General features: G+C 76.1%; 16 protein-coding genes and 1 pseudogene. 10 read left to right on the forward strand and 7 right to left on the reverse strand.

What is annotated here, in order from left to right:
• The first annotated feature begins 32 nt into the window (after positions 1-32).
• Positions 33-914 (forward strand): caspase family protein, encoded by an 882-nt coding sequence (locus BJP40_RS26905; protein WP_071270890.1) that lies wholly within the window; start codon positions 33-35, stop codon positions 912-914.
• Between the two features lie 41 nt (positions 915-955).
• On the opposite strand, the gene BJP40_RS26910 is transcribed toward BJP40_RS26905, so the two are convergent.
• The 3 genes and pseudogenes from BJP40_RS26910 to BJP40_RS26920 form a co-directional block, all read right to left on the reverse strand.
• Positions 956-1,186: a hypothetical protein gene (locus tag BJP40_RS26910; protein WP_143066037.1), complete on the reverse strand. Its 231-nt coding sequence runs from the start codon at positions 1,184-1,186 to the stop codon at positions 956-958.
• Between the two features lie 21 nt (positions 1,187-1,207).
• Positions 1,208-2,056 (reverse strand): HPP family protein, encoded by an 849-nt coding sequence (locus BJP40_RS26915; RefSeq protein WP_071283022.1) that lies wholly within the window; start codon positions 2,054-2,056, stop codon positions 1,208-1,210.
• A gap of 334 nt (positions 2,057-2,390) precedes the next feature.
• A pseudogene (locus BJP40_RS26920) lies at positions 2,391-3,038 on the reverse strand (phosphoribosyltransferase); the annotation flags it as partial.
• A gap of 79 nt (positions 3,039-3,117) precedes the next feature.
• On the opposite strand from BJP40_RS26920, the gene BJP40_RS26925 reads away from it, so the two are divergent.
• Positions 3,118-4,287: a site-2 protease family protein gene (locus BJP40_RS26925; protein ID WP_071283024.1), complete on the forward strand. Its 1,170-nt coding sequence runs from the start codon at positions 3,118-3,120 to the stop codon at positions 4,285-4,287.
• A gap of 264 nt (positions 4,288-4,551) precedes the next feature.
• Here BJP40_RS26925 and BJP40_RS26930 read toward each other — a convergent pair whose 3' ends face one another.
• Positions 4,552-6,153 (reverse strand): ATP-binding protein, encoded by a 1,602-nt coding sequence (locus BJP40_RS26930; protein WP_226962387.1) that lies wholly within the window; start codon positions 6,151-6,153, stop codon positions 4,552-4,554.
• 736 nt (positions 6,154-6,889) lie between these two features.
• Between BJP40_RS26930 and BJP40_RS26935 the strand changes: the two genes are divergently transcribed.
• From BJP40_RS26935 to BJP40_RS36410, 3 genes are all read left to right on the forward strand, one after another.
• Positions 6,890-7,291, forward strand: coding sequence for a cell division protein SepF (locus BJP40_RS26935; RefSeq protein WP_071270877.1), 402 nt, complete (start codon positions 6,890-6,892; stop codon positions 7,289-7,291).
• A 456-nt stretch (positions 7,292-7,747) separates the two neighbouring features.
• Complete coding sequence (locus BJP40_RS26940) at positions 7,748-8,116, forward strand: nucleotide pyrophosphohydrolase (protein ID WP_071270874.1); 369 nt, start codon at positions 7,748-7,750, stop codon at positions 8,114-8,116.
• 125 nt (positions 8,117-8,241) lie between these two features.
• Positions 8,242-9,300, forward strand: coding sequence for a DUF6099 family protein (locus BJP40_RS36410; protein ID WP_071283025.1), 1,059 nt, complete (start codon positions 8,242-8,244; stop codon positions 9,298-9,300).
• 176 nt (positions 9,301-9,476) lie between these two features.
• Here the strand turns inward: BJP40_RS36410 and BJP40_RS36135 are convergent, their stop codons facing one another.
• Positions 9,477-9,767, reverse strand: a complete 291-nt coding sequence (locus BJP40_RS36135; protein WP_071283026.1) for a hypothetical protein — start codon at positions 9,765-9,767, stop codon at positions 9,477-9,479.
• Between the two features lie 408 nt (positions 9,768-10,175).
• On the opposite strand from BJP40_RS36135, the gene BJP40_RS26955 reads away from it, so the two are divergent.
• Complete coding sequence (locus BJP40_RS26955) at positions 10,176-11,309, forward strand: hypothetical protein (protein ID WP_071283027.1); 1,134 nt, start codon at positions 10,176-10,178, stop codon at positions 11,307-11,309.
• Positions 11,310-11,819: 510 nt separating this feature from the next.
• On the opposite strand, the gene BJP40_RS26960 is transcribed toward BJP40_RS26955, so the two are convergent.
• Both BJP40_RS26960 and BJP40_RS26965 read right to left on the reverse strand, forming a co-directional pair.
• On the reverse strand, positions 11,820-14,384 hold the full coding sequence (locus tag BJP40_RS26960) for a polynucleotide kinase-phosphatase (RefSeq protein ID WP_071283028.1): 2,565 nt from the start codon (positions 14,382-14,384) through the stop codon (positions 11,820-11,822).
• The gene (locus tag BJP40_RS26965) at positions 14,381-15,877 is read right to left on the reverse strand and encodes a 3' terminal RNA ribose 2'-O-methyltransferase Hen1 (protein ID WP_071283029.1); all 1,497 of its coding nucleotides are present in this window, start codon (positions 15,875-15,877) and stop codon (positions 14,381-14,383) included. Before BJP40_RS26965 ends, BJP40_RS26960 begins: the two co-directional genes overlap by 4 nt.
• 417 nt (positions 15,878-16,294) lie before the next feature.
• Here BJP40_RS26965 and BJP40_RS26970 point away from each other — a divergent pair, with 417 nt between their 5' ends.
• The 4 genes from BJP40_RS26970 to BJP40_RS34680 form a co-directional block, all read left to right on the forward strand.
• Positions 16,295-17,023: a Crp/Fnr family transcriptional regulator gene (locus BJP40_RS26970; RefSeq protein WP_071270856.1), complete on the forward strand. Its 729-nt coding sequence runs from the start codon at positions 16,295-16,297 to the stop codon at positions 17,021-17,023.
• A 96-nt stretch (positions 17,024-17,119) separates the two neighbouring features.
• Positions 17,120-17,989, forward strand: coding sequence for a hypothetical protein (locus BJP40_RS26975; RefSeq protein WP_079171504.1), 870 nt, complete (start codon positions 17,120-17,122; stop codon positions 17,987-17,989).
• Positions 17,986-20,355, forward strand: coding sequence for a hypothetical protein (locus BJP40_RS26980; RefSeq protein ID WP_071283030.1), 2,370 nt, complete (start codon positions 17,986-17,988; stop codon positions 20,353-20,355). The genes BJP40_RS26975 and BJP40_RS26980 overlap by 4 nt, the downstream gene beginning before the upstream one ends.
• The coding region (locus BJP40_RS34680; protein WP_071283031.1) for a hypothetical protein at positions 20,352-21,264 on the forward strand (913 nt) is incomplete at its 3' end. The genes BJP40_RS26980 and BJP40_RS34680, both read left to right, overlap by 4 nt.

A 21,264-nucleotide genomic window follows, 5' to 3' on the forward strand; every position in this document is an offset into this window, starting at 1 on the left:
CCGGCGGCCCCCTCGCCGCACTAGGAGACCCCATGCCATCCGCCGGCCTCTCCCTGCACATCGGACTCAACACCGTGGACCCCGCCCGCTACGACGGCTGGGACGGACGGCTCGTGGCCTGCGAGAACGACGCCCGCGACATGGCCGCCCTGGCCCGCGAAGCCGGCTACTCCGACACCGTCCTCCTCACCGCCGACGGCACGGTCGACCAGGTCACCGCCGCGCTCCGGGACGCGGCGGGGCGGCTCCGCGACCAGGACGCCTTCCTCCTGACGTACTCCGGCCACGGCGGGCAGGTCCCGGACGAGACCGGCGGCGACGAGGAGCCCGACGCCCTCGACGAGACGCTCGTCCTCCACGACCGCGAGTACCTCGACGACGAACTGCAGCGCGAGCTGGCCCGCTTCCCCGAGGGCGTGCGGATCCTCGTCCTCCTGGACTGCTGCCACAGCGGCACCGCCATCGAGGTGCCGGACCTGCTGACCCCCGAGGCCCTGCGGGAGCAGTTCGGCACCGCCGACCGGGAGGAGGTCACCGCCGTGTCCCGTCTGATGCCGCCCACCCTCCAGGGCACGCTGTACCGGCGGGACCGGGACTTCTACCAGGGGCTGCAGCGCGAACTGGACGCCGAAGCCACCGCCGGGGGGCGCCCGGGAGGCCGCGCCGGCCGGCTGGAGGCCGACGCGCTGCTGCTGTCCGCGTGCCAGGACAACCAGCTCGCGGCCGACGGGCGGCGCAACGGCCTGTTCACCGGCACCCTGCTGAAAGTCTGGGACGGCGGCGCCTTCCGCGGCGGACACCGCGCCTTCCACCGCGCGGTCCTCCGGCGCATGCCGCCGAACCAGAGCCCGAACCTGTACGTGTCGGGACGGCCCTCGGCTGCCTTCCTCGCGCAGCGCCCGTTCACCGTGTGACCGGGCGGCGTGCCGTGACCGACTGCTCGGTGCGGAGCCCGTCAGCCGAACAGCGCGGGCACGCGGATGGTGTGCACCGGCCGCCCCTTCGGCAGCGAGCCCCACGCGGCGCGTCCGGTGGAGCGGCGCGGCCGGGAACCGGGTGCGCCGCGCGCGGGCAGCCGCCCGCCGGGTGCGCCGCCCCGCCCGGCGGACGTCTCCCGCCCGCGGTCCTTCGGGGGCCTGCCGCTCGGGCCTGCGCACATGGTCGTCCTCGTTTCGCTCTCGGTCACGGCGTCCACCGACCCCTTCTCCTACGGAACGGGCGACACCCGCTCGTCGTCGCGGCGCGGCGGCAGACCCGGCATCACCGGGTACGGGCAGGGCACCGGGGGCCCCGCCCCGGCCGGCCGGCCCGCCAGGGCGGACACGAGGTCCGCCGCGCCCACCAGTCCGACGAGCCGCCCCGCGTCCGCCACGACCGGCAGCATGTCGCAGTCGTTGGCGTACATCACGTCCACCGCCCGGCGCACCGGATCGTCCTGGTGGACGACGGCGCAGCGGCGGCTGCGCAGCAGATCGCCCGCGTACCGGCGGCTCAGCGCCACGGCGGGGGCCGCGCAGGCGACGGCGACCTCAGCGCGTTCCAGCACCCCCGCGCAGCGGCCGTCCGGCCGCACCACGGGCAGGTGGCGGGCGCGAGTGCGTTCCAGCAGCTCCCAGGCCACCAGCACGGTCTCACCGGCGGCCACGGCCACCACGGGCGCACGCATCACGGTTCCGACGGGCCGGTCCAGCACGGCAACCCTCCCAGGGTCCTCGGTCTGCTCGTTGCTCCGGGTGTCGTCGGCGTCCCGCCTGCCGTCCCGGCGCGCGGCGGCGGGGGCACCCGCGCCGCGCGGCGAGCGCTCCGCGGCGGTGGTCCCCTCGCCGTGCGGGATGCCCCGCGCCGGGGCGTCCCCCTCGCCGTAGGGGGTGCCTTCCTCGGCGGCGGCCCCCTCGCCGTACGGGGCGTGCCCGACGGTGCGGGGGCCCTCGGCCCGCGGGGCCTCCTCCGCCCGCGGGGATCCCTCGGGCCGGGCGACGCCGTCGTAGGAGGGGCCGTCGAGGACGTGCCCTTCGGACGTGTCCGTCGGCACCTGCTGCCTCGTGACGGTCTCCATGAGGGGCCTCCCATGTGGCCTCGCGCACAGAACCTCTCCTTCCACTGTGCGGCCTGAGCGGCTGTGTGCAAGAGGGCTCAACGTCCCTGATGTGACGGAACCCGGCGGCAGCCGAGCCCGGCGACGGGCACGGGTCCTTCCCCTGCCGCCGGGCGTCCGGTCCCGGCGGCAGGGGAAGGACCCCGCGGTGCCCACGCCCCTCACCGGCGTGCGCCCCGTTTCCCGTACCAGCCGCCCACCGGGGCCCTCCCGGGCCGTCCGCCGCCGGGGCGCCGGGCCTCCGGCCGACGGCCCCGGATCACCCGGTGCCCTCGGGGCCCCCCGCCCCCGCGGCCCCGCCGGCGCGGTCGTGGGCGTGCCGGGCCAGCAGGGCCGCGACCTCCTCGTCCTCCGTCTGCGAGAAGTCGTCGTACCACTGCCCGACCGCGGTGAACCACTCCGGTGACGACAGGCACACCACCTCGTCCGCCTCCCGCCGCAGCACCCCGAGCGCCTCCGGCGGCGCCACCGGAACGGCCACGACCACGCGCGCCGCGCCCTGCGCCCGTGCCACCCGGCACGCAGCCAGGGCGGTCGAACCCGTCGCGACGCCGTCGTCCACGAGCACCGCGGTGCGCCCGCCCAGCGGCACGGCGGCCCGCTGCCCCCGGTAGCGGCGCAACCTCCCTTCGAGGACCGACCGTTCGGCATCCTCCACCCGGGCGAGGTCCTGCTCGCGGACCCGGGCCGCCCGGACGACCGAGTCGTTCAGCACCCGCACGCCGCCCTCGCCGATCGCGCCGAACCCCAGCTCGGGCCGCGACGGCACCCCGAGCTTCCGTACGACGAGCACGTCGAGGGGCGCGCCGAGGACCCGTGCCACCTCGTGCGCCACGGGCACCCCGCCGCGGGGGAGCCCGAGGACCACGGGATCGTTCAGCCGCAGCCGCGCCACGGCGTCCGCGAGCTGCCGGCCCGCGGACGGACGGTCGGGGAACCGCATGTCGCCCTCCTCCTCGCGGGGTGCCCCGCGCCGCCCGGCCGGGCACCATGGAAAGGGAGGGGAGAGGAAGGTGAGGGCCGTGCGGGCGACTTTCACGATCGGACGCATCGCCCAGGTCCGCGTAGGGGTCCACTGGAGCGTCGTCTTCATCTTCGCTCTCATCGTATGGGGCTTGGCCCAGGGCCGCTTCCCGGAGGCGTACCCGGGCCGGTACGCGCTCGTGTACTGGGCCGCGGGGCTGGTCACGGCGGTCGTCTTCTTCCTCTCGCTGCTCGCCCACGAACTGGCCCACGCGATCGTCGCCCGGCGCAACGGCGTCGACGTGGACGACATCGTGCTGTGGCTGCTGGGAGGCGCCGCACGGCTGCGGTCGGAGGCGCCGGGCCCGGCCGCCGAGCTGCGCATCGCCGGAGTCGGCCCCCTGGTCAGCCTGGTGCTCGGCGGCGTGTTCGGCGTGGCCGCGTGGCTGCTCAGCCTCACACCGGCGGCCCCCGGCCTCCTGGTCGAGGCGGTGGTGTGGCTGGCCGCGATCAACGTCCTGCTGGCCGTCTTCAACGCGATACCGGCCGCCCCGCTCGACGGCGGGCGGCTGCTGCGGGCGGTGATCTGGTGGCGGACCGGGGACCGGCTGCGCGCCACCGCCGGCGCCACGGCCGCCGGACGGGCCTTCGGATGGCTGCTGGTGGTGGCGGGCCTGCTGCTGTTCCTGCGCACGGCGGCCCTGGGCGGGCTGTGGCTCGCCCTGATCGGCTGGTTCCTGGTCGCCGCGGCCACCACGGAGGGGCGGCAGGCGCAGCTGCGGGGCGTCCTCGCGGGGGTGCCCGTGCGCCAGGCCATGACACCCGGACCCGTGGCCGTACCGGCTGCGCTGTCCGTGGCGTCGTTCCTCACCGACCCGCGCTACCGCTACCGGCACGCGGCGTTCCCGGCGGTCGCGGACGACGGGGAGCGGCCGGTCGGCCTCATGACGCTGGAACGCGCCCGGGCCGTGCCGGAGGAACAGCGCGGCTCCGTCACGGTCGCGGACACCATGGTGCCGTTGGACGACGTCACCGTCGTCGCCCCCGACGACCCGCTGGCGGACCTTCTGCCGCGGATGGAGGCCGGCCCCGATCACCGGGTGCTGGTCGTCGAGGCCGGACGCCTGGTGGGCGTGGTGTCGTCGACGGACGTCAACCGCGCCGTGACCTGGCTGATGTCGGCCGGTCCGCAGCGTGGCGACCGCGGCCGCAACCCGCCCCGCTGGTGAGCCACGGCCGCCCCCGGGCCGCGGTGGGGCGTCGGTGGGGCCGGACCGGTGCGTGCACGGCTCGCCCTGGCCCGGCGGCGCGGACGGGCTCCACGCGCGGGGAAGACTGGTGGTCCGCGGCCGCGGGGAAGACTGGTGGTCCGCGGCGGCGCTCCGCCGCGTGCCTCCCGGCGGTACAGGCCGCACGCCCGCCACAGCAAGGGGCGGGGCACGCTCCGGTGCGAGGGCGCCGCCCGTGGTTGGCGCACGCCGCACCTCCCGCCGCTACCCGCCCGCGTAGAGCCTGTCGGGCCCCACCAGGACGACATCGCCCTGCGCCTCCGACGTGCGCACCGCGGGCCCGAAGCCCGCGCTGCCGTACAGGGCGGGGACGACGCGGGCGACGTCCTCGCCGCGCTCGTCCAGCAGCCCCACGAGGCGGTGCAGCCGCTCCAGATGGTGCACGTCCACGATCTCGCCCCAGCGCGCGAGCCCCACGGACAGCAGCGGCCCCGGCCGCCCGCCCGCGCCCTCGCCCCGTACGACGACCTCGGCGCCGGGCTCGCCCGGCCCCGCGAGCGACCCGTGGCCGACCCGCCCCGCGGGCGCACCGAACGTGTCGGGCGCGGCGTGGTCCCGTACCCAGTCCCGGCAGACCTCCGCGAACCGCGCGGGCGCGACGGTCGACTCGAACACCGGGCGGGCCTGCGCCCACACCTCCTCCGCCCGTTCCGGCGCCCCGTCCAGCAGGGCCCGGTGGGGGCGTACGACGGCGTGCTCGAACGCCAGCAGCGGCTCTGGGATCCGCAGCCGGGTCAGCGGCGGGCGCAGCACGTCGGGTTCGCCGTGCAGCAGCGCCCAGTCCCGGAGCAGCGCCAGCGTGTGGGACACCTCGCCCAGCGGGGCGCCCACCCGGTCCGCGACGCCGCCCGGGGTGCCGGCACCGAGGGCGACGGCGGCGAGCACGGAGTGGCACAGCCCGCGGTTCCCGCTGTCGGCGGCCTCGTGCACCAGCCGGGGGGCCTCGTGGAAGAGCGGGGTGCGGGGGTCCAGCACGGTCCCGCACACCCAGGCGTCGAAGTCGTCCGGTCCGGCCGGGACGCGGTCCGCGACGAAGGCGTGCCGGTACGCGGGCGTCCCGCCGACCACGGCGTGCACCCGCAACGCGAGCCGCGCGTCGTCCAGGCCCCAGAACCTGGCCGCCTCCCGGTACCCGAAGGGCCCCACGGCCACGTCCAGGGTGACGAGCTCCCGCAGGGCGGACGGTCCGCAGAACAGCCTGCGCATCACCGGGCGGTCACTGCCGCTGAGCAGCAGCCGGGCCCGGCCGGGGGCCGCGCCGCCGTGCGGGCCGTCCGCGTGCCGCCGGAACGCCGCGTGGAGGACGGCGGGCAGCGACGGACTCTGCCGTACGAGCCGGGGGAACTCGTCGAGCACCACGGGCACGGGCTCCTGCCCGGCGAGGGCGAGCAGCGCGTCCACGGCCTCCGTCCAGTCCCGCAGCCGCCCGGCTTCCACGCTCCCGGTGCGGCGGGCCAGCAGATCGCCGAGACGCCTTAGCGACTCCGCCTCCACCGCGTCGTCCGCGCAGAAGAGGAAACCGCCGGTCGCGTCGGTGAGCGCCCTCAGCAGATGCGTCTTGCCCTGGCGCAGCCCCCCGGAGACGACGCCGAGCCGGGGCCCGGGCCCGCGGTCCGTCGCGAAGCCGACGAGCGCGTCCCAGGCCCCGTCGCGGTCGAATACGGCACCCGGCTTGGCGATGCCCGCGGGGCCCGCCGCCCCGGCTGGTTCGTGCTGGACGGCGGACGGGTGCAGGCCCGCGGTGGTTGTGTGCGCCGGGGTCCCGGCCGCGGCGCCTGTGGATGGTCCGCCGGGCGTCCTCGTCATGTCCGTGGCCTCCTGACGCCCCCACTCCCAGCCTGGCAGAACCCGCCCCACCGGTCACCCCGGAGGCCCCGGCGGCGGGCGGGACGCGGGGCCTTCCCACGAGGGCGCGATGCCTCCGGCGGGCGGCTGCTGGGCACGGGCGGTCGCGGTGCGGTCCGTGGTCGGCGGTCGGCGGGCGGTGGTCGGCGGGCGTGGTGCGGGCCCGGGCCACGCGCTGCTCCCCGTCCTGACCGCCGGGCCCGGAGCGGACCGGCCGCGGTGCGGGCAGCCCGTGCGGGGAGCCGCGCAGGGCGTTCTGCCGGGGCGGTCGGAGGACCGCGGGCCGGGCCCGTACGGGGCGCCGCGGACGGGGGCGCCGGTCCAGGTCTGTACGGGGCCGAGCGGACGGGGGCGCCGGGGCCGCGGCCGACGACGTGCAGCGGAGCTTCGGCTTCCCGGTGGGTCGACCGGCTCGGTGCCGACGCCGTACGGGTGAAACGCCTCGTTCACCCGGGCCACGGGGCCGGCGTGTCCAGCCGTCCTGCGCGCCGCCCCTCGCGCGTGGTGCAGCCGTCAGCTCCCACCCGGGCGGGCCGTCGTGCGGTGGCGGCGGCGTGGACCGCGGCCGGCACGCCGCCGCCCCGCTCCCACCGCGGGACCGACCGCCGGCCCGGTGTCGTGGACCGCCGGCCACCGCGGGCGACACGGGGCCGTGTCGGAGTTGGGCCGATCGGGTGAGGGGCGCCAGGATGGACGCATGAGTAGGTACGAGAGGTACGACGTCACCGACGAGCAGTGGGAGGGCCTTGCCCAAGTCGTCCCGCTGCGGGGGCGCGACGAGTGGCCGTCCATGGTGGACCACCGCACGATCCAGCGGGAGAAGGAGGAGGCCGCGGCGCAGCGGCGCATGGTGGTACTGCGCGTCCAGGTCTTCGCGGACGCGCGGGAGGTCGCCGAGTACCTGGTCGCGCAGGTGCCGGTCCTGCTGGACCTGACCGGCGCCGACTCCGAGGTCGCCAAGCGGATCCTGGACTTCAGCAGCGGAGTGGTCTTCGGCCTCGGCAGCGCCATGCACCGGGTCGACCGGAACGTCTTCCTCCTCGCGCCGGCCGGCACGGCGGTGGAGGGCACGGCCGCGGCGGCCGTGCCGCACGCGTAGCCCGAGCGCCGCCACCCCTGTGGGGAGGAACGGTTCGGCCGGGCCACGGCCCGGCCGGCGCGGTCCCGGGTGCGCGTGCCGTTCATGGCCCCGGCCGCTGCCTGCGGCGCCGACGAGGTCCCATCCGTTCGACGGGTCGGGCCGGGCCGGAGGCGGGCGCCGTCGGCCTGGAGGCGGGCGCGCGCCCGGGGGACGTGTGGCAGCCGACGGGTGCGGGGGCGCAGTCCGGGCGGGTGTGCCGGTGACGTGCCGTGCGGTCCGGGCGGAGGGCCGGTGCGGTGGATGCGCGGCGAGGCGGACAGGGGGTGAGGCCACGCGTGCGTGGGCGCCGCCGCAGCCGGGGCACGGATGCGGGGATACGGATGCCGGGGCACGGATGCGGGGATACGGATGCAGGGCAGGGCGGGGCCGGAGCTCCCGCTCGGTGGGGCGGGCGGACCTGGTACACCTGAGGGCGTGACAGATCTTGACGTAGCAGGACTGCAGCGCAGACTGGCCGAGTTCGCGGCGTCGCGTGCGTGGCAGCCCTACCACACCCCGAAGAACCTGGCGGCGGCACTGAGCGTGGAGGCGGCCGAACTGCTGGAGATCTTCCAGTGGCTGACGCCGGAGGAGGCTGCCCGGGTCATGGACGACCCGGACACGGCGCACCGGGTGGCCGACGAGGTCGCGGACGTGCTGGCCTATCTGCTCCAGTTCTGCGGGACGCTGGGCGTGGACCCGCTGGCCGCGCTGTCCGCGAAGATCGACCGGAACGAGCTCCGTTTCCCCGTGGGACGTCCACCGGGCCGAGGTGCCCGTCAGGATCGTCACTCTTCGGAGTGAGTGACTTTTGCCCACTGAGCTTCCTGTCCACAGATTTCCGAATTCCCCTGGCCTTTGTGCTCGGACGGGTTCACTCTGGGTAGTGAGTCAGTGAGCGGAAAGTCATACGAACGGGGGCGGCGTCCATGGAGGCGGAACGACTCATCGCGATCAGCCGGCGGGACCTGGCGTCGAGTGCGGGCGAACGGGACATCATGGCGGCGGTCTGGCGGGCGCAGCGCCTCGCCCAGGCCGTGGGCGGCCTCGTGGCCCTCGGCGGCCCGCGCGAGTTGAGAGGGGAGGCGCGGGCCCTCGCCGAAACGGGAGGGCGCGGCGGCCCCGCCCCGCAGGCCGAGCGCCTCACCGAGGTGAGCGACCTGCCGGCCGCGCTGGCGGCGCTCGGGGCCCTGCTCGGGGACGTCGGCATGGCCCTCGTGGGGGTGGCCTGTGCCACCGACGACGAGGGCCTGTACTGGCAGACCATCGAGGCCATCGACGCCGCCGACGAGGCGACCGAGCACGTCCGCGCCATGCTGCGCCGCCTCACCGTCCCCGATCGGGCGAGACCTCCCGGACCGGCCGAGTCGGAGGAGCGGGCCGTACGGCCGCCCCGCCACCGGGAACCCGGACGGTCCCAGGACCACGGAAGAGCTGAAGACCCCGGTCCGCTCCAGGAGGCCCACGGACGCGTTCAGGACCAGCCATCGGCCCGGGCCCGCGGACGGGCCCGGGAGGCCGGCCTCGACACCGGGGCCGATCCGCGGCCTACCCGCCGTGACGACGAGGCGCAGCGAGACCCGGGCGGCGGACACCCCGCAGCGCCTGGTGCGACGACGCCACCTGCTTCGCCGGCCCACCCCCGCGGTCAGCCGGTTCCCCCGCCCGGTGAGCCGGCGGCAGGCGATCAGCCCGGGTCCGACCGGGTGGAGGGCGACCGACCCCATGCCCGCCGACACCGGGCCGACGGTGTGACAGGCAGCCGACTCCGTGTCGACCCGTCCCGTGTCGCTCCACCGCACACCTCCCCATCCGTTGTCGCCCCGCCCGTTGGCGACCCGTCCCGTGTCGACCGGCCCGGTGCTGAGCGGCTTCGTGAGCGGGGACGCGCGGTGCCGGACCGCCCTCCGCCGTCCGAGTCGGGCGGCGAGGCGCCGGGGCACGGCCCCGGCGTGAGCACGGACGCGGCTGACGCGGCAACGCACTGACGGAGCCGACGCCCTGACCTGGCGTCGGCGCGGGGGACTCCCCGGTGGAGTCGCCGGGGGGAGGGGTGCGAGCGGGCAGCAGCGTCAGGAGTGGCGGCGGCGACGAGCCGGCCCCCGAGGGCACCCGTCCGAGTCCGCGCCTTCATGCAGGGCGGCCACGGCTGTGGGCAGCGTGCCTACCGTCCCCCGGTACCGGAGGTGGTGCCGGCACCCGCACCGGACGGGGAGCCGGCCCCAGCGCCGACGGCGGAGCCGGTGCCACCGGCGAGGGTGCCGTCGCCGTCGCCGTCGCCGTCCGCACGCCGAGCCGAGGACTGCAGGTCGGCATCCAACCGCGACAGGTCGGCGGTGAGCGCCGCCATGAGCTCCTCCATCTGCTGCAGCAGGCCCTTCGGGGCGCCGGCGCCCTGCTGCTGGGACATGTCCGGCGCGGACACGGCCTGTTCGGGCACGGCTTCCTGGGACATCAAGGCCTCCTCGGCGCAAGCCCACCCGGGACGGGCGGGCGACAGGAGAGCGACGCGCCGGCGTTCGCCGCCGACACGTGGGCCGGGCGGTCCGGCACCGCCGACCCAACGATCACCTCACGGCGCCGGTCACGGTCCGTCACGGCCCCGTTGACGGTGTTCGAGGCGGGTGCCGGGTGCCGCGGTGGGCCCCTCGGGGCGGCGACGCCGCACGGCACGGCAGCCCGTCGCAGCGGAGGCCGCCCGGTCCAGGGGCGACCGGTCCACGCCCGCGCCGGTCCCGCCCACTGGACTGACGTGCTAGGCGTCAACCACGGTGGAGCCGGGGGCGGAAGGGAATTGCACATCCGGCCCGCTGGGTCCACGGTGCACCACACCCGGACCCGTACGCAGAGAAGGAGCCCGTCCGTGACCCTGTACGCGACCCGCATCCATGCCGACACCGCCACCCTGACCGTGGTCAGCCACGACCAGGGGGTCGCCTCCTGGGCCGCCCGGTACTTCGGCCCGTGGTGGTACGCGTCCGGTGTCGAGGCGCTCGGCCCCGACGACTCGGCGGACGGGGACGCCGTGGTGTTCGCCGACGTCAACCCGAGGCTGGCGGGAAGCATCGCCGCACTCGTGGCGGAGGACGGGCACGACGAGACGGAGTACGCGGGGGCCCGCACCCTCGTCGCCCGCCGCGGCAGCATCACGTACGCCGTGCAGCCCGACGAGGAGTTGGCCTATCAGGTCGACAGCCGCCGCCTCGTCGTCGCGGGACACCAGGCGGAGCCGGTGGCGGTCGCCGCCGCCCGGCTGGTCCGCGAGTCGGTCCGGGGGCGGCTCGCCCGGGCCGGCTGGACGGTCCTGCACGCCTCCGCCGCCACCCGCGACGGGAAGGCCGTCATGGCCCTGGGCGGCAGGGGCACGGGGAAGACCACCACCGCCGTGCTGCTGGCGCGCTCCGGTTGGGGCCTCCTGGCCAACGACAGGGTGTTCGCGCGTCTTGAGGAGGACGGCGGGGTCGCCATCCTGCCCTGGCCCTCGGCAGCCGCCGTCGGGATCGGCCTGCTCGACGCCATCGGCCGGTACGACTCCGTCCGGGCCAGGCTCGCCGAGGGGGAGCGGCTCCACCCGACCCAGCACCCCGCCGTCACCCGCGCCCTGGTCGACGGCCGCAGGGAGCCACTACGGCGGCGGGACGAAAGGGAGTTGAAGGCCCAGTTCTTCCCCGACCAACTCGCGGACTGGCTCGGTCTCGGCCTCTCCGCCGAGGCCCGGGTGGCGGGCCTGCTGTTCCCGAGGATCAACCCGATGGAGACGGCCGCCCTCGCCGAGGACGACCACGAGCCGAGCGAGGCCGACGTCTTCCCCACCGGGAAGGAGGAGCGCTACCCCGACGTCTTCGGTCTCCTGCCCGCCACCGGCGCCCCCGGCGTCGCCGCCCTCGCCGAGCACCTGGCCGGTCTGCCCCGGAGGTCCGTGGTGCTCGGCCACGACGCGGAGGCGAGCGGTGCGCTGCTCGCCAAGGTCGCCGATGAGCTCACGGCCGCGCCCTGAGCGCCGACCGGCGGCCGGTCGGGGAGCGGCGGCCGGGCGCGGCCCGGTCGGTGGCGCGCCGGGTGAGGAACCGGCCGGGCGCGCCCCCGTTCACCGCCCGGTCGGCGGGTGCGCCCGCCGGGGGCCGGCACTCCCCGGCCCGATCCGCGGGGTCGTGCCGGCCGGAACCGGCACCGGGCTCGGTCCCCGATGCCGGGCCAGGCGGTCAGCCAGGCACCGTCAGGCCGTCGACCAGGCACCCGCAGGGTGCCGGGCGAGGTCCCGGCAGGGCGCCGGTGAGGCGTCGGCCGGGTGCCGGCCCGCTCCGGCGGGGGCCGGTGGGGCGCCGGTCAGGCACGGGCTGAGCACGGCTCGGCGTTGGACCGGTTCTGCGGTGGTGCCTGCGCGGGCGCAGGGCCCCGCCGGGCGCCCGGGGCCAGAGCCGGGCGTCGGCCGAGCGCCGGTCGGCTCCAGCGGGGCACCGGTCGCGAACCGGCTGAGCACGGCTCGGCAGCCCCCGGGCGCCCGGGATCAGAGCCGGGGGTCCACCGGTTCCGACTCCAGGGCCAGGACCGCGAAGACGGCCTCGTGGACCCGCCACAGAGGCTCACCGGCAGCCAGGCGCTCCAGGGACTCCAGTCCGAGGGCGTACTCGCGCAGCGCCAGTGAGCGCTTGTGGCCCAGCGAGCGGGAGCGCAGGCGCCGCAGGTTGTCGGGGCGGGTGTACTCGGGGCCGTAGATGATGCGCAGGTACTCGCGGCCGCGGCACTTCACGCCCGGCTGGGCCAGGCGGCCCTGCCCGTCGCGGGCGAGCGCCGCGAGCGGTTTGACCACCATGCCCTCGCCGCCGCGGCCGGTCAGCTCCAGCCACCAGTCGACGCCTTCCCGTACCGACGCCTCGTCGGTCGTCGTGACGACGAGGCGTCGGGTCGCCTGCAGCAGTCCTGTCCCGTCCTTGTCCACCAGCCCGTCCAGCAAGGCGAGTTGCTCGTCGTGCGGGAGTTCCGCGAGACTGCGGCCCTGCACGCCCAGCAGCTGGAACGGGGCGAAGCGGACGCCGTCCAGGCCGTCCGTCGTCCAGCAGTAGCGGCGGTAGGCATCCGTGAACGCCGACGCGTCGGCGGCCCGCTCCCGCTGCTGCGGCAGCAGCCCGCCCACGTCGACGCCCCGGCCGGCCGCCGCTTCGAGCGCGCCGACGGCTGCGGGGAACACGGCCGACGCGGCCGCCCCCACCGCCGCGTACTGGCCGCGCAGCAGTCCGCCCGCCTTCAGCGACCACGGCATCAGCTCACCGTCGAGCAGGAGCCAGTCCGTGTCCAGCTCGTCCCACAGGCCCGACGCGGACACGGCCGCACGGATGCGGGACAGGACCTGTTCCGTGGTGTCCTCGTCGGAGAAGAACGGGCGGCCCGTGCGGGTGTAGAGGGACCCCGTGGGGCCCTGGACGCCGAAGTGCCGCTCCGCGGCCTCCGCGTCCCGGCACACCAGGGCCACCGCCCGTGACCCCATGTGCTTCTCCTCGCACACCACCCGTGCCACACCGTCGGCCGCGTACTGGGCGAACGCCTCCGCAGGGTGCTCCAGGTACCCGTCGAGGCCGGAGGTGGCCGTGGGGGCCATGGTGGGCGGCAGGTAGGGGACCAGCCGCGGGTCCACCGCGAACCGGCTCATGACCTCCAGGGCCGCGGCGGCGTTCTCCTCGCGGACCGCGACGTTGCCCGCGTGGCGGGTCTCGACGACCCGGCGGCCGTGGACGTCCGCCAGGTCCAGCGGTCGGCCCTGGTGCCCGCCGGGCACGTCCGACGCGAGCGGCCGCACCGGCTCGTACCACACCTTCTCCGCCGGCACGTCGACCAGTTCGCGCTCCGGCCAGCGCAGCGCCGTCAGCCGGCCGCCGAACACGGCCCCCGTGTCCAGGCAGATCGTGTTGTTGAGCCAGGAGGTGGTGGGCACCGGGGTGTGGCCGTAGACGACCGTCGCCCGGCCGCGGTACTCCTCCGCCCACGGGTAGCGCACGGGCAGCCCGAACTCGTCGGTCTCGCCGGTCGTGTCGCCGTACAGGGCGTGCGAGCGCACCCGCCCCGACGTGCGGCCGTGGTACTTCTCGGGCAGGCCGGCGTGGCACACCACCAGGTCGCCGCCGTCCAGGACGTAGTGGCTGACGAGTCCGTCGATGAACTGCCGCACCTGCTGCCGGAACGCGTCGTCCTCCCGCTCCAGCTGCTCCACGGTCTCCGCGAGGCCGTGGGTGAGCTGCACCTTGCGGCCGTTCAGCCAGCGGCCCAGCTTGTTCTCGTGGTTGCCGGGCACGCACAGCGCGTCGCCCGACGCGACCATGCCCATGACGCGGCGCAGCACGCCCGGGCTGTCCGGTCCGCGGTCCACCAGGTCGCCGACGAACACGGCGGTGCGGCCCTCCGGGTGGCGGCCGTCCTCGTAGCCGAGCTTCGCGAGGAGCGCCTCCAGTTCGGACGCGCATCCGTGGATGTCGCCGATCACGTCGAACGGGCCCGTCAGGTGCCGCAGGTCGTTGAAGCGGCGCTCCAGCACCACCTCGGCGGCGTCGATCTCGTCCACGCCGCGCAGCACGTGCACCTTGCGGAACCCCTCGCGTTCCAGGCCGCGCAGGGACCGCTGGAGCTCGCGGCGGTGGCGCCGTATCACGTGCCGCGGCATCCCGGACCGGTCGGGGCGGGCCGCGTTGCGGGCGGCACACACCTCCTCGGGGACGTCCAGCACGATCGCGACGGGCAGCACGTCGTGGGCGCGGGCGAGCTGCACGAGCTGCCGCCGGGACTCCTGCTGCACGCTCGTCGCGTCGACGACGGTGAGCCGGCCCGCGGCCAGCCGCTTGCCGGCGATGTAGTGCAGCACGTCGAAGGCGTCGCGGGACGCGCCCTGGTCGTTCTGGTCGTCCGCGACGAGGCCCCGGCAGAAGTCGGACGAGATGACCTCGGTCGGCTTGAAGTGCTTCGCGGCGAAGGTGGACTTGCCGGACCCGGTGGCGCCGACCAGCACCACGAGGGACAGGTCGGTGACGGGCAGCCGGCGCGGCGTCCGCGCGGCGGTGGTCTCCAGGGCGGGGGTGGTGGTCATGCGGCCTTCTCCTCCTTCGTGGTCGGCGCGGTCGCCGCGGTGGTCCCCGCCTGGTCGGTGCCGAGCGTGAACACCGCCATCTGCGTGGGAGGGCCCACTTCGGGGTCGTCGGGGCCGACGGGCGCGAACGCCACCGCGTAGCCGTACTGCCGCGCCACCTGCGCCGCCCAGGCACGGAACTCGGCGCGCGTCCACTCGAACCGGTGGTCGCCGTGCCGGACGTGGCCGGCGGGCAGGGACTCCCAGCGGACGTTGTACTCGACGTTCGGCGTCGTCACGAGCACGGTGCCCGGACGGGCGGCGCCGAACACCGCGTACTCCAGCGCCGGCAGGCGCGGCAGGTCGATGTGCTCGACGACCTCGCTCAGCACCGCCGCGTCATAGCCCTTGAGCCGCTTGTCGGTGTACGCCAGGGAGCCCTGCACGAGCGTGGCACGCGACGCCTGGCGCTCGCCCATGCGCTCCAGCCCGATCCGCCGCGCCGCGAGCGTCAGCGCCCGCATGGACACGTCGACGCCGACGACCTCCGTGAACCGGGGGTCCTTCAGCAGCTCCCGCACCAGCTGGCCCTGCCCGCAGCCGAGATCCAGCACCCGCTGGGCGCCCGCCGCGCGCAGCGCCGCGAGGATCGCCTCCCGGCGCTGCACCGCCAGCGGCACCGGCCGCTCCTCGGTGTCCGTCGACTCGTCCACGGCGTTGTCCAGGTCCTCCGGGGCGGTGTCGTCGGAGGCCGCCAGCCGGGCGAGCTCCAGCCGCTCCATCGCCTGGCGGGTCAGCGACCAGCGCCGCGCCAGGTAGCGGCTGGTGATCTGCTTGTGCTCCGGGTGCCCGGCCAGCCAGCCCTCGCCGGCCCGCAGCAGCTTGTCGACCTCGTCCGCCGACACCCAGTAGTGCTTGGCGTCGTCGAGCACCGGCAGCAGCACGTACAGGTGGCGCAGCGCGTCCGACAGCCGCTGGTCGCCCTCCAGCAGGAGCCGCACGTAACGCGAGTCGCCCCACTCGGGGAACTGCTCGTCGAGCGGCACCGGGTCGGCTTCCACGCGCCACCCCAGCGGCTCGAACAGCGCCCGTACCAGGCCGGCGCCGCCGCGGGCGGGCAGCGCGGGCACGACCACGCGCAGCGGCAGCGGCCGCGTGGCCAACTCGGGCCGGGCGGCGCACTGCCCCTTGAGCGCGCTGGAGAACACCCCGCCGAGCGCGACCGCGAGCAGCGACGACGCGGCGTAGGGCCGGTCGTTGACGTACTGCGCGAGGGCCATGTCGGGCCCCTGGCCGGCGCCCTTGCCCTCGGCGCGCCGCACCAGCGCGACCGGGTCCACCTCCAGCAGCAGGGCCGCAGTGCAGCGCTCGGCCGTCGCCTCGGGATAGAAGACGTGCGCCGTGCCGTGGGACGTGGAGAACGCCTGTGCCCGGTCGGGATGCTTGTGCAGCAGGAATCCGAGGTCGGAGGCGGGGCGCTCGGGAGTACCGGTCGTGCTGATCGTCAGGAACACATGCCCGAGTATTCCGGCGTCCGTGCCCCGGTGGCCAGCGCTTTTACCGGCGGCGGGCAGCCGGTGCCCTGGGTCCTGGCGCCCGAGTCCCCCGTACCGGCCGGGCATGGCACGGACCGTGGGCGGTGCCGCCACAGAGCGCACGGGGGGCGCACGGGGTGTTCTCCGGGGGCATGGTGCAGCACCAGGGGAGCGGCCTTCGATTCGTGTGCGCCTGGTGTGATTCGCCGTTGGTTGACGGGTCTATAAGCAGCCCATAGCGTTCTTCACCCCGAAGGAGTGACGCGATATCAACCCCGTTGCACCAACGGCTTCTTGATGTGGTGCGCAGGACGGTGGGCGCACGAGAACCCATGCGAATCCCGTGAGCACACGGCTGTGCCGGCTGTGTGGACCCACGGTGGGGAGGGGCGCGGAATGAGTCTTTTCGGCCAGGACCGCTCCTTCCTCGACGCACTCACCCCCGAGGACCGCCGCGCGCTGCTCGCCGAGGGCGCACCCCGCGTCTACGCACCGGGCACCGTGATGATCCGCGAACGCGACACCTCCGCCTACGTCCTGGCCCTGCTGTCCGGCTGGGCCGTCGTCTCCGTCGAGACCGAGCGCGGCGCCCGCCTCATCCTCGCCCTGCGCGGCGCCGGGGAGGTCGTCGGCGACCTCGCCGCCGTCGACCAGGGCCCCCGCAGCGCCACCGTCACCGCACTCGGCCGCGTCGACGCCGTCTCCGTCTCCGGCGACCGCTTCCGACGCTTCCTCGCCGCCCGACCGCACGCCACCTCGCTGATCATGCGCCAGCTCAGCGCCCGCCTCCGCAGCGCCGACGTCGAACGCCGCTCTCTCGCCTCCGAGACCGTGCTCCAGCGGCTCGCCGCCCGGCTGGTGGAGCTCGCCCAGCACGCCGGCAGCAGCCGTCCCGGCGGCACCGTCCTGGAACTGCCGCTCCCCCAACACGACCTCGCCGCCGCCATCGGCGCCACCCGCGAAGCCGTTGCCAAGGCGCTGCGCCAGCTGCGCGAACACGGCGTCGTACGGACCGCGCAGCGCAGAGTCGTCGTCACCGACACGGACGCCCTGCTCGCCCTCGCCCGCGGCCGGGGACTGCGCACGGCGCCGGGACCCGCGGAGAAATCTCCGCCGGGTGTGTAAACCGCCACATCGCCGGCCGCCCCACCCGGACAGGCTGGCCCTGCCACCACGAGCACCACGGCACATCTCAGCACCACGGCCACCCAGGGAGTCCGAGTGAGCAGTGCGGGAGCCATCCACAGACTGGTCGTCTTCGGGGACGCCTGCGCCTCCGGAACGCTCGGCATGGACGCCAAGAGGCGCATGCGCACCGCCATGTACGAGGCGTTCGGCGAGGCGTACGCCGCCATCGGCGTCGAACCCGCCTCCGTCCACCAGGAGGACCGGGGCGACGGCATCCTCGCCGCGCTGCGCCCCGACGTACCGCCGACCCTCGTCGTCGGCCGGTGGGTCGACACCCTCTACGAGAGCCTGCGCGAGCACAACGCCGGCCGCGACCGGCGGCTGCGGATACGCGTCGGCATGAACGCCGGACTCGTCCTCGACGACGGCAGGGGCCTCGTCGGCCGCGCCGTCGACCTGGCCTGCCGGCTCTGCGACAGCGCCACCGCGAAGGCCGTCATGGACCGCGCCGAGGACGCCGACCTGCTCGTCGTCGTCTCCGACTGGCTGTACGCCAACGTGGTCCGGGAAGGCGGCCGCTACGTCGAGCCCGACCACTACCGGCAGGCCCGCGTCCAGGCCAAGGAGACCGACGAGACCGCCTGGTTCCACCTCCCCAGGCGCCCCGCACCGCCCCTGCCGGAGGACCCCCGAGGGGGCCCGGGCGGTGCCGCACGGACCGGCGGTGGGCCGCATCCGGGGGACGGCCCACCGCCACCCCGCCCCGGCGGTCCCCGGCCGCCCGACGGCGCCGGCCCGGACCCCGCCCCCGGCGGGCCGCACCCGCCCGCCGAGGACGACGACGGACCCCCGCCCCGGCACCTCTACCAGGCCGGCGGGGACCTCCTCGTCGTCGACCGGTCCACCCTGCACGGCGGCTTCACCGGCTTCCGCAAGGACTCCGGCAAGGGAGGCAGCGCATGAGCGGCCACGACGACGCCCCCGGCGTCGAGCAGGCGCCCGCGGACGGCCCCGGGGACCCCCGGGCAGAGGCCGCCAAGGACGGTCGCGGGGCCGCGCACGGCGACCAGCCGCAGCACCGCGACAAGGACACCGCGGACGAACCCCGCCAGACCGAGGCCCGCCTCTTCGACCAGGCCGGCCGCATCACCCGCGGCGCCGGCGGCACCGGGGGCGCCGGCACCGCCCGTGCGGCACGCCGCGTCCTCGCCCCCGCCCGCGAGCTGCGCCGCTACGTGATGCACGGCGACGGCCAGGTCCTCCACGACAACACCATCATCAACCTCTACGGCACCGGCGCCGCCGGCGGCAGCACGCTGCGCGGCACCGTCCCGCAGGAGACCCTCGACCGGCTCGACGAGGTGTACTGCGAACCGGCCGGCTACCAGCGCATGAAGGACACGCTGCGCACGCAGCGGCTCCTGGTGCTCTGCGGGGAGCCCGGCAGCGGACGCGGCTCCACCGCCCTCGCCCTGCTCGCCGAGCTCACCGGCGGCCAGGTGACCCGGCTCGACCCCAGCCACGCCGTCCACGAGATCACCGAGGACGGTCTCGCACCCGGCCACGGCCACCTCCTGCACCTGCCGCCCCAGGACGGCCGCCCCGACCCGCAGGCCGTGCGGCCGCCCGGCGGGGAGCAGCCCCGGCCGCGCACCGCCGCGCCGGGCCGCCTCACCGAACTGCACCTCGACCGGTTCGCCGAACTCCTCCACGCCACCGGGGCCTACGGCGTCGTCCTCGTCGACAGCAGCGACCTCGCCGACCGGCTGCTCCAAGGCCGCTACGGCCTGTACTGCCCGGCCCCCGAACCCGCCGGGGTCCTCCTGCGCCACCTGCGGATCCTGCTGCGCGACGCACCCGAGGGCGCCCTCGACGAAGCCCGCGCCCTCGCCGCGGACGGCGACGTCACCCGCGCCCTCGGCCTCGACCGGCTCCGGCCCCGCGAGGCCGCCGGGCTCGCCGCCCTGCTGGCCCGCCGCCAGCGCGGCGAACTCGCCGACGCCCGGCTGCTGGAGGAGTGCGGCGCCTTCGTCCGCGCCCAGGTGCGCGCCTGGTTCGCCGGAGCCGACCGGCCCGGCACCGTCCCCGAGGCGCTGCCCGCCCTCGGCGCCGCGGCCTTCCGCATCGCCGTCGCCGTCTTCGACCGCGGCCCCTACAGCCTCGCCACCGAAGCCGCCGAACTCCTCGCCTGGGACCTCGCCGTCACCCTCGACCCGGGGCAGCCCGTCGGCCGCCGCCTGTTCGGCACCCACGCCGACCTCCGCCCCGCCCTGGCCCGCTGCGTCCTCGAGGACGGCGAGATCGAGATGGGCACCTACCGGGTCCCCGCACGGCTCGTCAGGTTCCAGGGCGGAGCGCTCGCCACCGAGGTGCTCCACGAGGTCTGGCACGGCCACCACAACGCCCGCGGCCCCGTGTCGCGCTGGCTGCGCGGCCTGTGCGACGACCCGCGCCCCGCCGTGTGGGTGCGCGCCTCCCTCACGGCGGGCGTCCTGTGCTCCTGGGACTGGCTGTACGGGTTCCGCGAACTGGTCGGCCCCCTGGCCGGCAGCGACGACCCGGTCACCAGGATGGCGGCCGCCACCGCCGTCGCCGAGGCCGCGCGGAACCCCCTCGTCCGTCCCGCCGCCGCCGACGCCCTCAAGGAGTGGGAGAAGAGCGGCGACGCCGCCCTCCTGCACACGGCGATCCTCGCCCACGGCTACGCCCTGCCCGCCGGCTCCGTCAGCGCCTCGCTCGGCGCACTCGGCACCCTCGTCCGCGCCCACCGGGACGACGAGGTCGACGCCCTCGCCGACGTGCTCGGCGCGGCGGCGTTCAGCGTCACCCGCCTGCTCGCCTCGCAGGAACCCGAGACCGTGCTCGCCCGGCTGCGGGAGTGGCTGCGCGGAGGCCGCCGCATCCTCGCCATGCTCGCCGACCTCGCCGTCGTCGAGACCCTCACGACCAGGACCACCCACCTGTGGGGCCTCGACGACGTGCCCGCCCTCGAACCGCACGGCCCGCGCCCCCTGCTCGTGGCGCTGCTGGCCACCCGCCCCGACCTCGCCCCCGAGCTGGCCGCACTCGTCGGCCACGCCCTGTCCGCCCCGTACTGCGGGGCCGTGGCGCTCGACGGCCTGGGCACGCTGCTGCGCCGTGCCGCCCGCGACCCGGAGGCCCTGGACCTGGTCTGCGGCGCCCTGCTGCCCCGCCTCGCATCCGGGCCGCGCGACCGCGACCGGCTCTTCGGCCTCATCACGGCCCTGGTCCGGGACCGGGACCGCCCCCTCGACAAGACCGCGGCGGGCCGCATGTGGGACGCCGTGGCGGAAGGAGCCGAGCGATGAACCCCGCACCCGGACACCCGCCCGGCGGACCGTCCCCCGCCGGGGCCGACGGACCACCGGAACCCGAGCAGCACCGCACACCGGCCCCCGGCCCCCTCGTGAGGGAACACCCTCCCGGCCACCGGCACCGCAGCGGGCAGACCGCGCTCGTCTTCCTCTACCGCAACGGCACCCACCGCGTGATGTGGCCCCACCACACCGAGTCCCACGGCAGCGCGCTGCTGCGCCGGCCCTCGGGCGTCTTCGAGGTGCTCATCGGACGCAACGTCACCCGGTTCGGGCTGGAACTGCCCGCCGCGGGCGACGGCGTGTTCTTCCAGGCCGAGGTGGAGGTGCACTGGGAGGTGGAGGAGCCGCACCGCGTCGTGGTGCAGCGGGTCTGGGACGTCGCCGACATGCTCCGCGCACCCCTCATGGACGGCCTGCGCGGGGTGTCGCGGCGCTTCGGGCTCACCGAGGCGGAGCGCGCCGAGGCGGCCATCCGCGACGAGCTGCGCACCGGGCGGCTGCTGCCGGGACGCGACCTCGGGCTGCGGACCGACGTGTACGTCTTCATCACCCTCGACGCCGCCGTCAGGGACCAGGTCGCCGAGGCCGGGCAGGAACTGGTCGGCATGGGCGTCGACAAGCAGAAGGCCGTGCGCATGCAGCGGCAGGACACCTACCAGCACGATCTGGTGGTCCAACGCGCCCGCCACCTGGAAGTGCTGTTCCGGGAGGGCGAGATGGGGCAGATCGCCTACCTCATGGCGGCCAACCCCGACAAGCAGTGGGAGATCCGCAAGCAGCTGCTCGACGAGCGGCGGGAGCGGCAGGGCGACTTCTTCCAGGCGTTCACCCGGCTGATCGACAACGGCGTCCTGGAGCGGCACGAGATCGACGAGACGCTGCGGCCGGTCCTCGACCACC

The organism is Streptomyces sp. CC53, from assembly GCF_001865245.1.
In the GTDB taxonomy this organism is placed as follows: domain Bacteria; phylum Actinomycetota; class Actinomycetes; order Streptomycetales; family Streptomycetaceae; genus Streptomyces.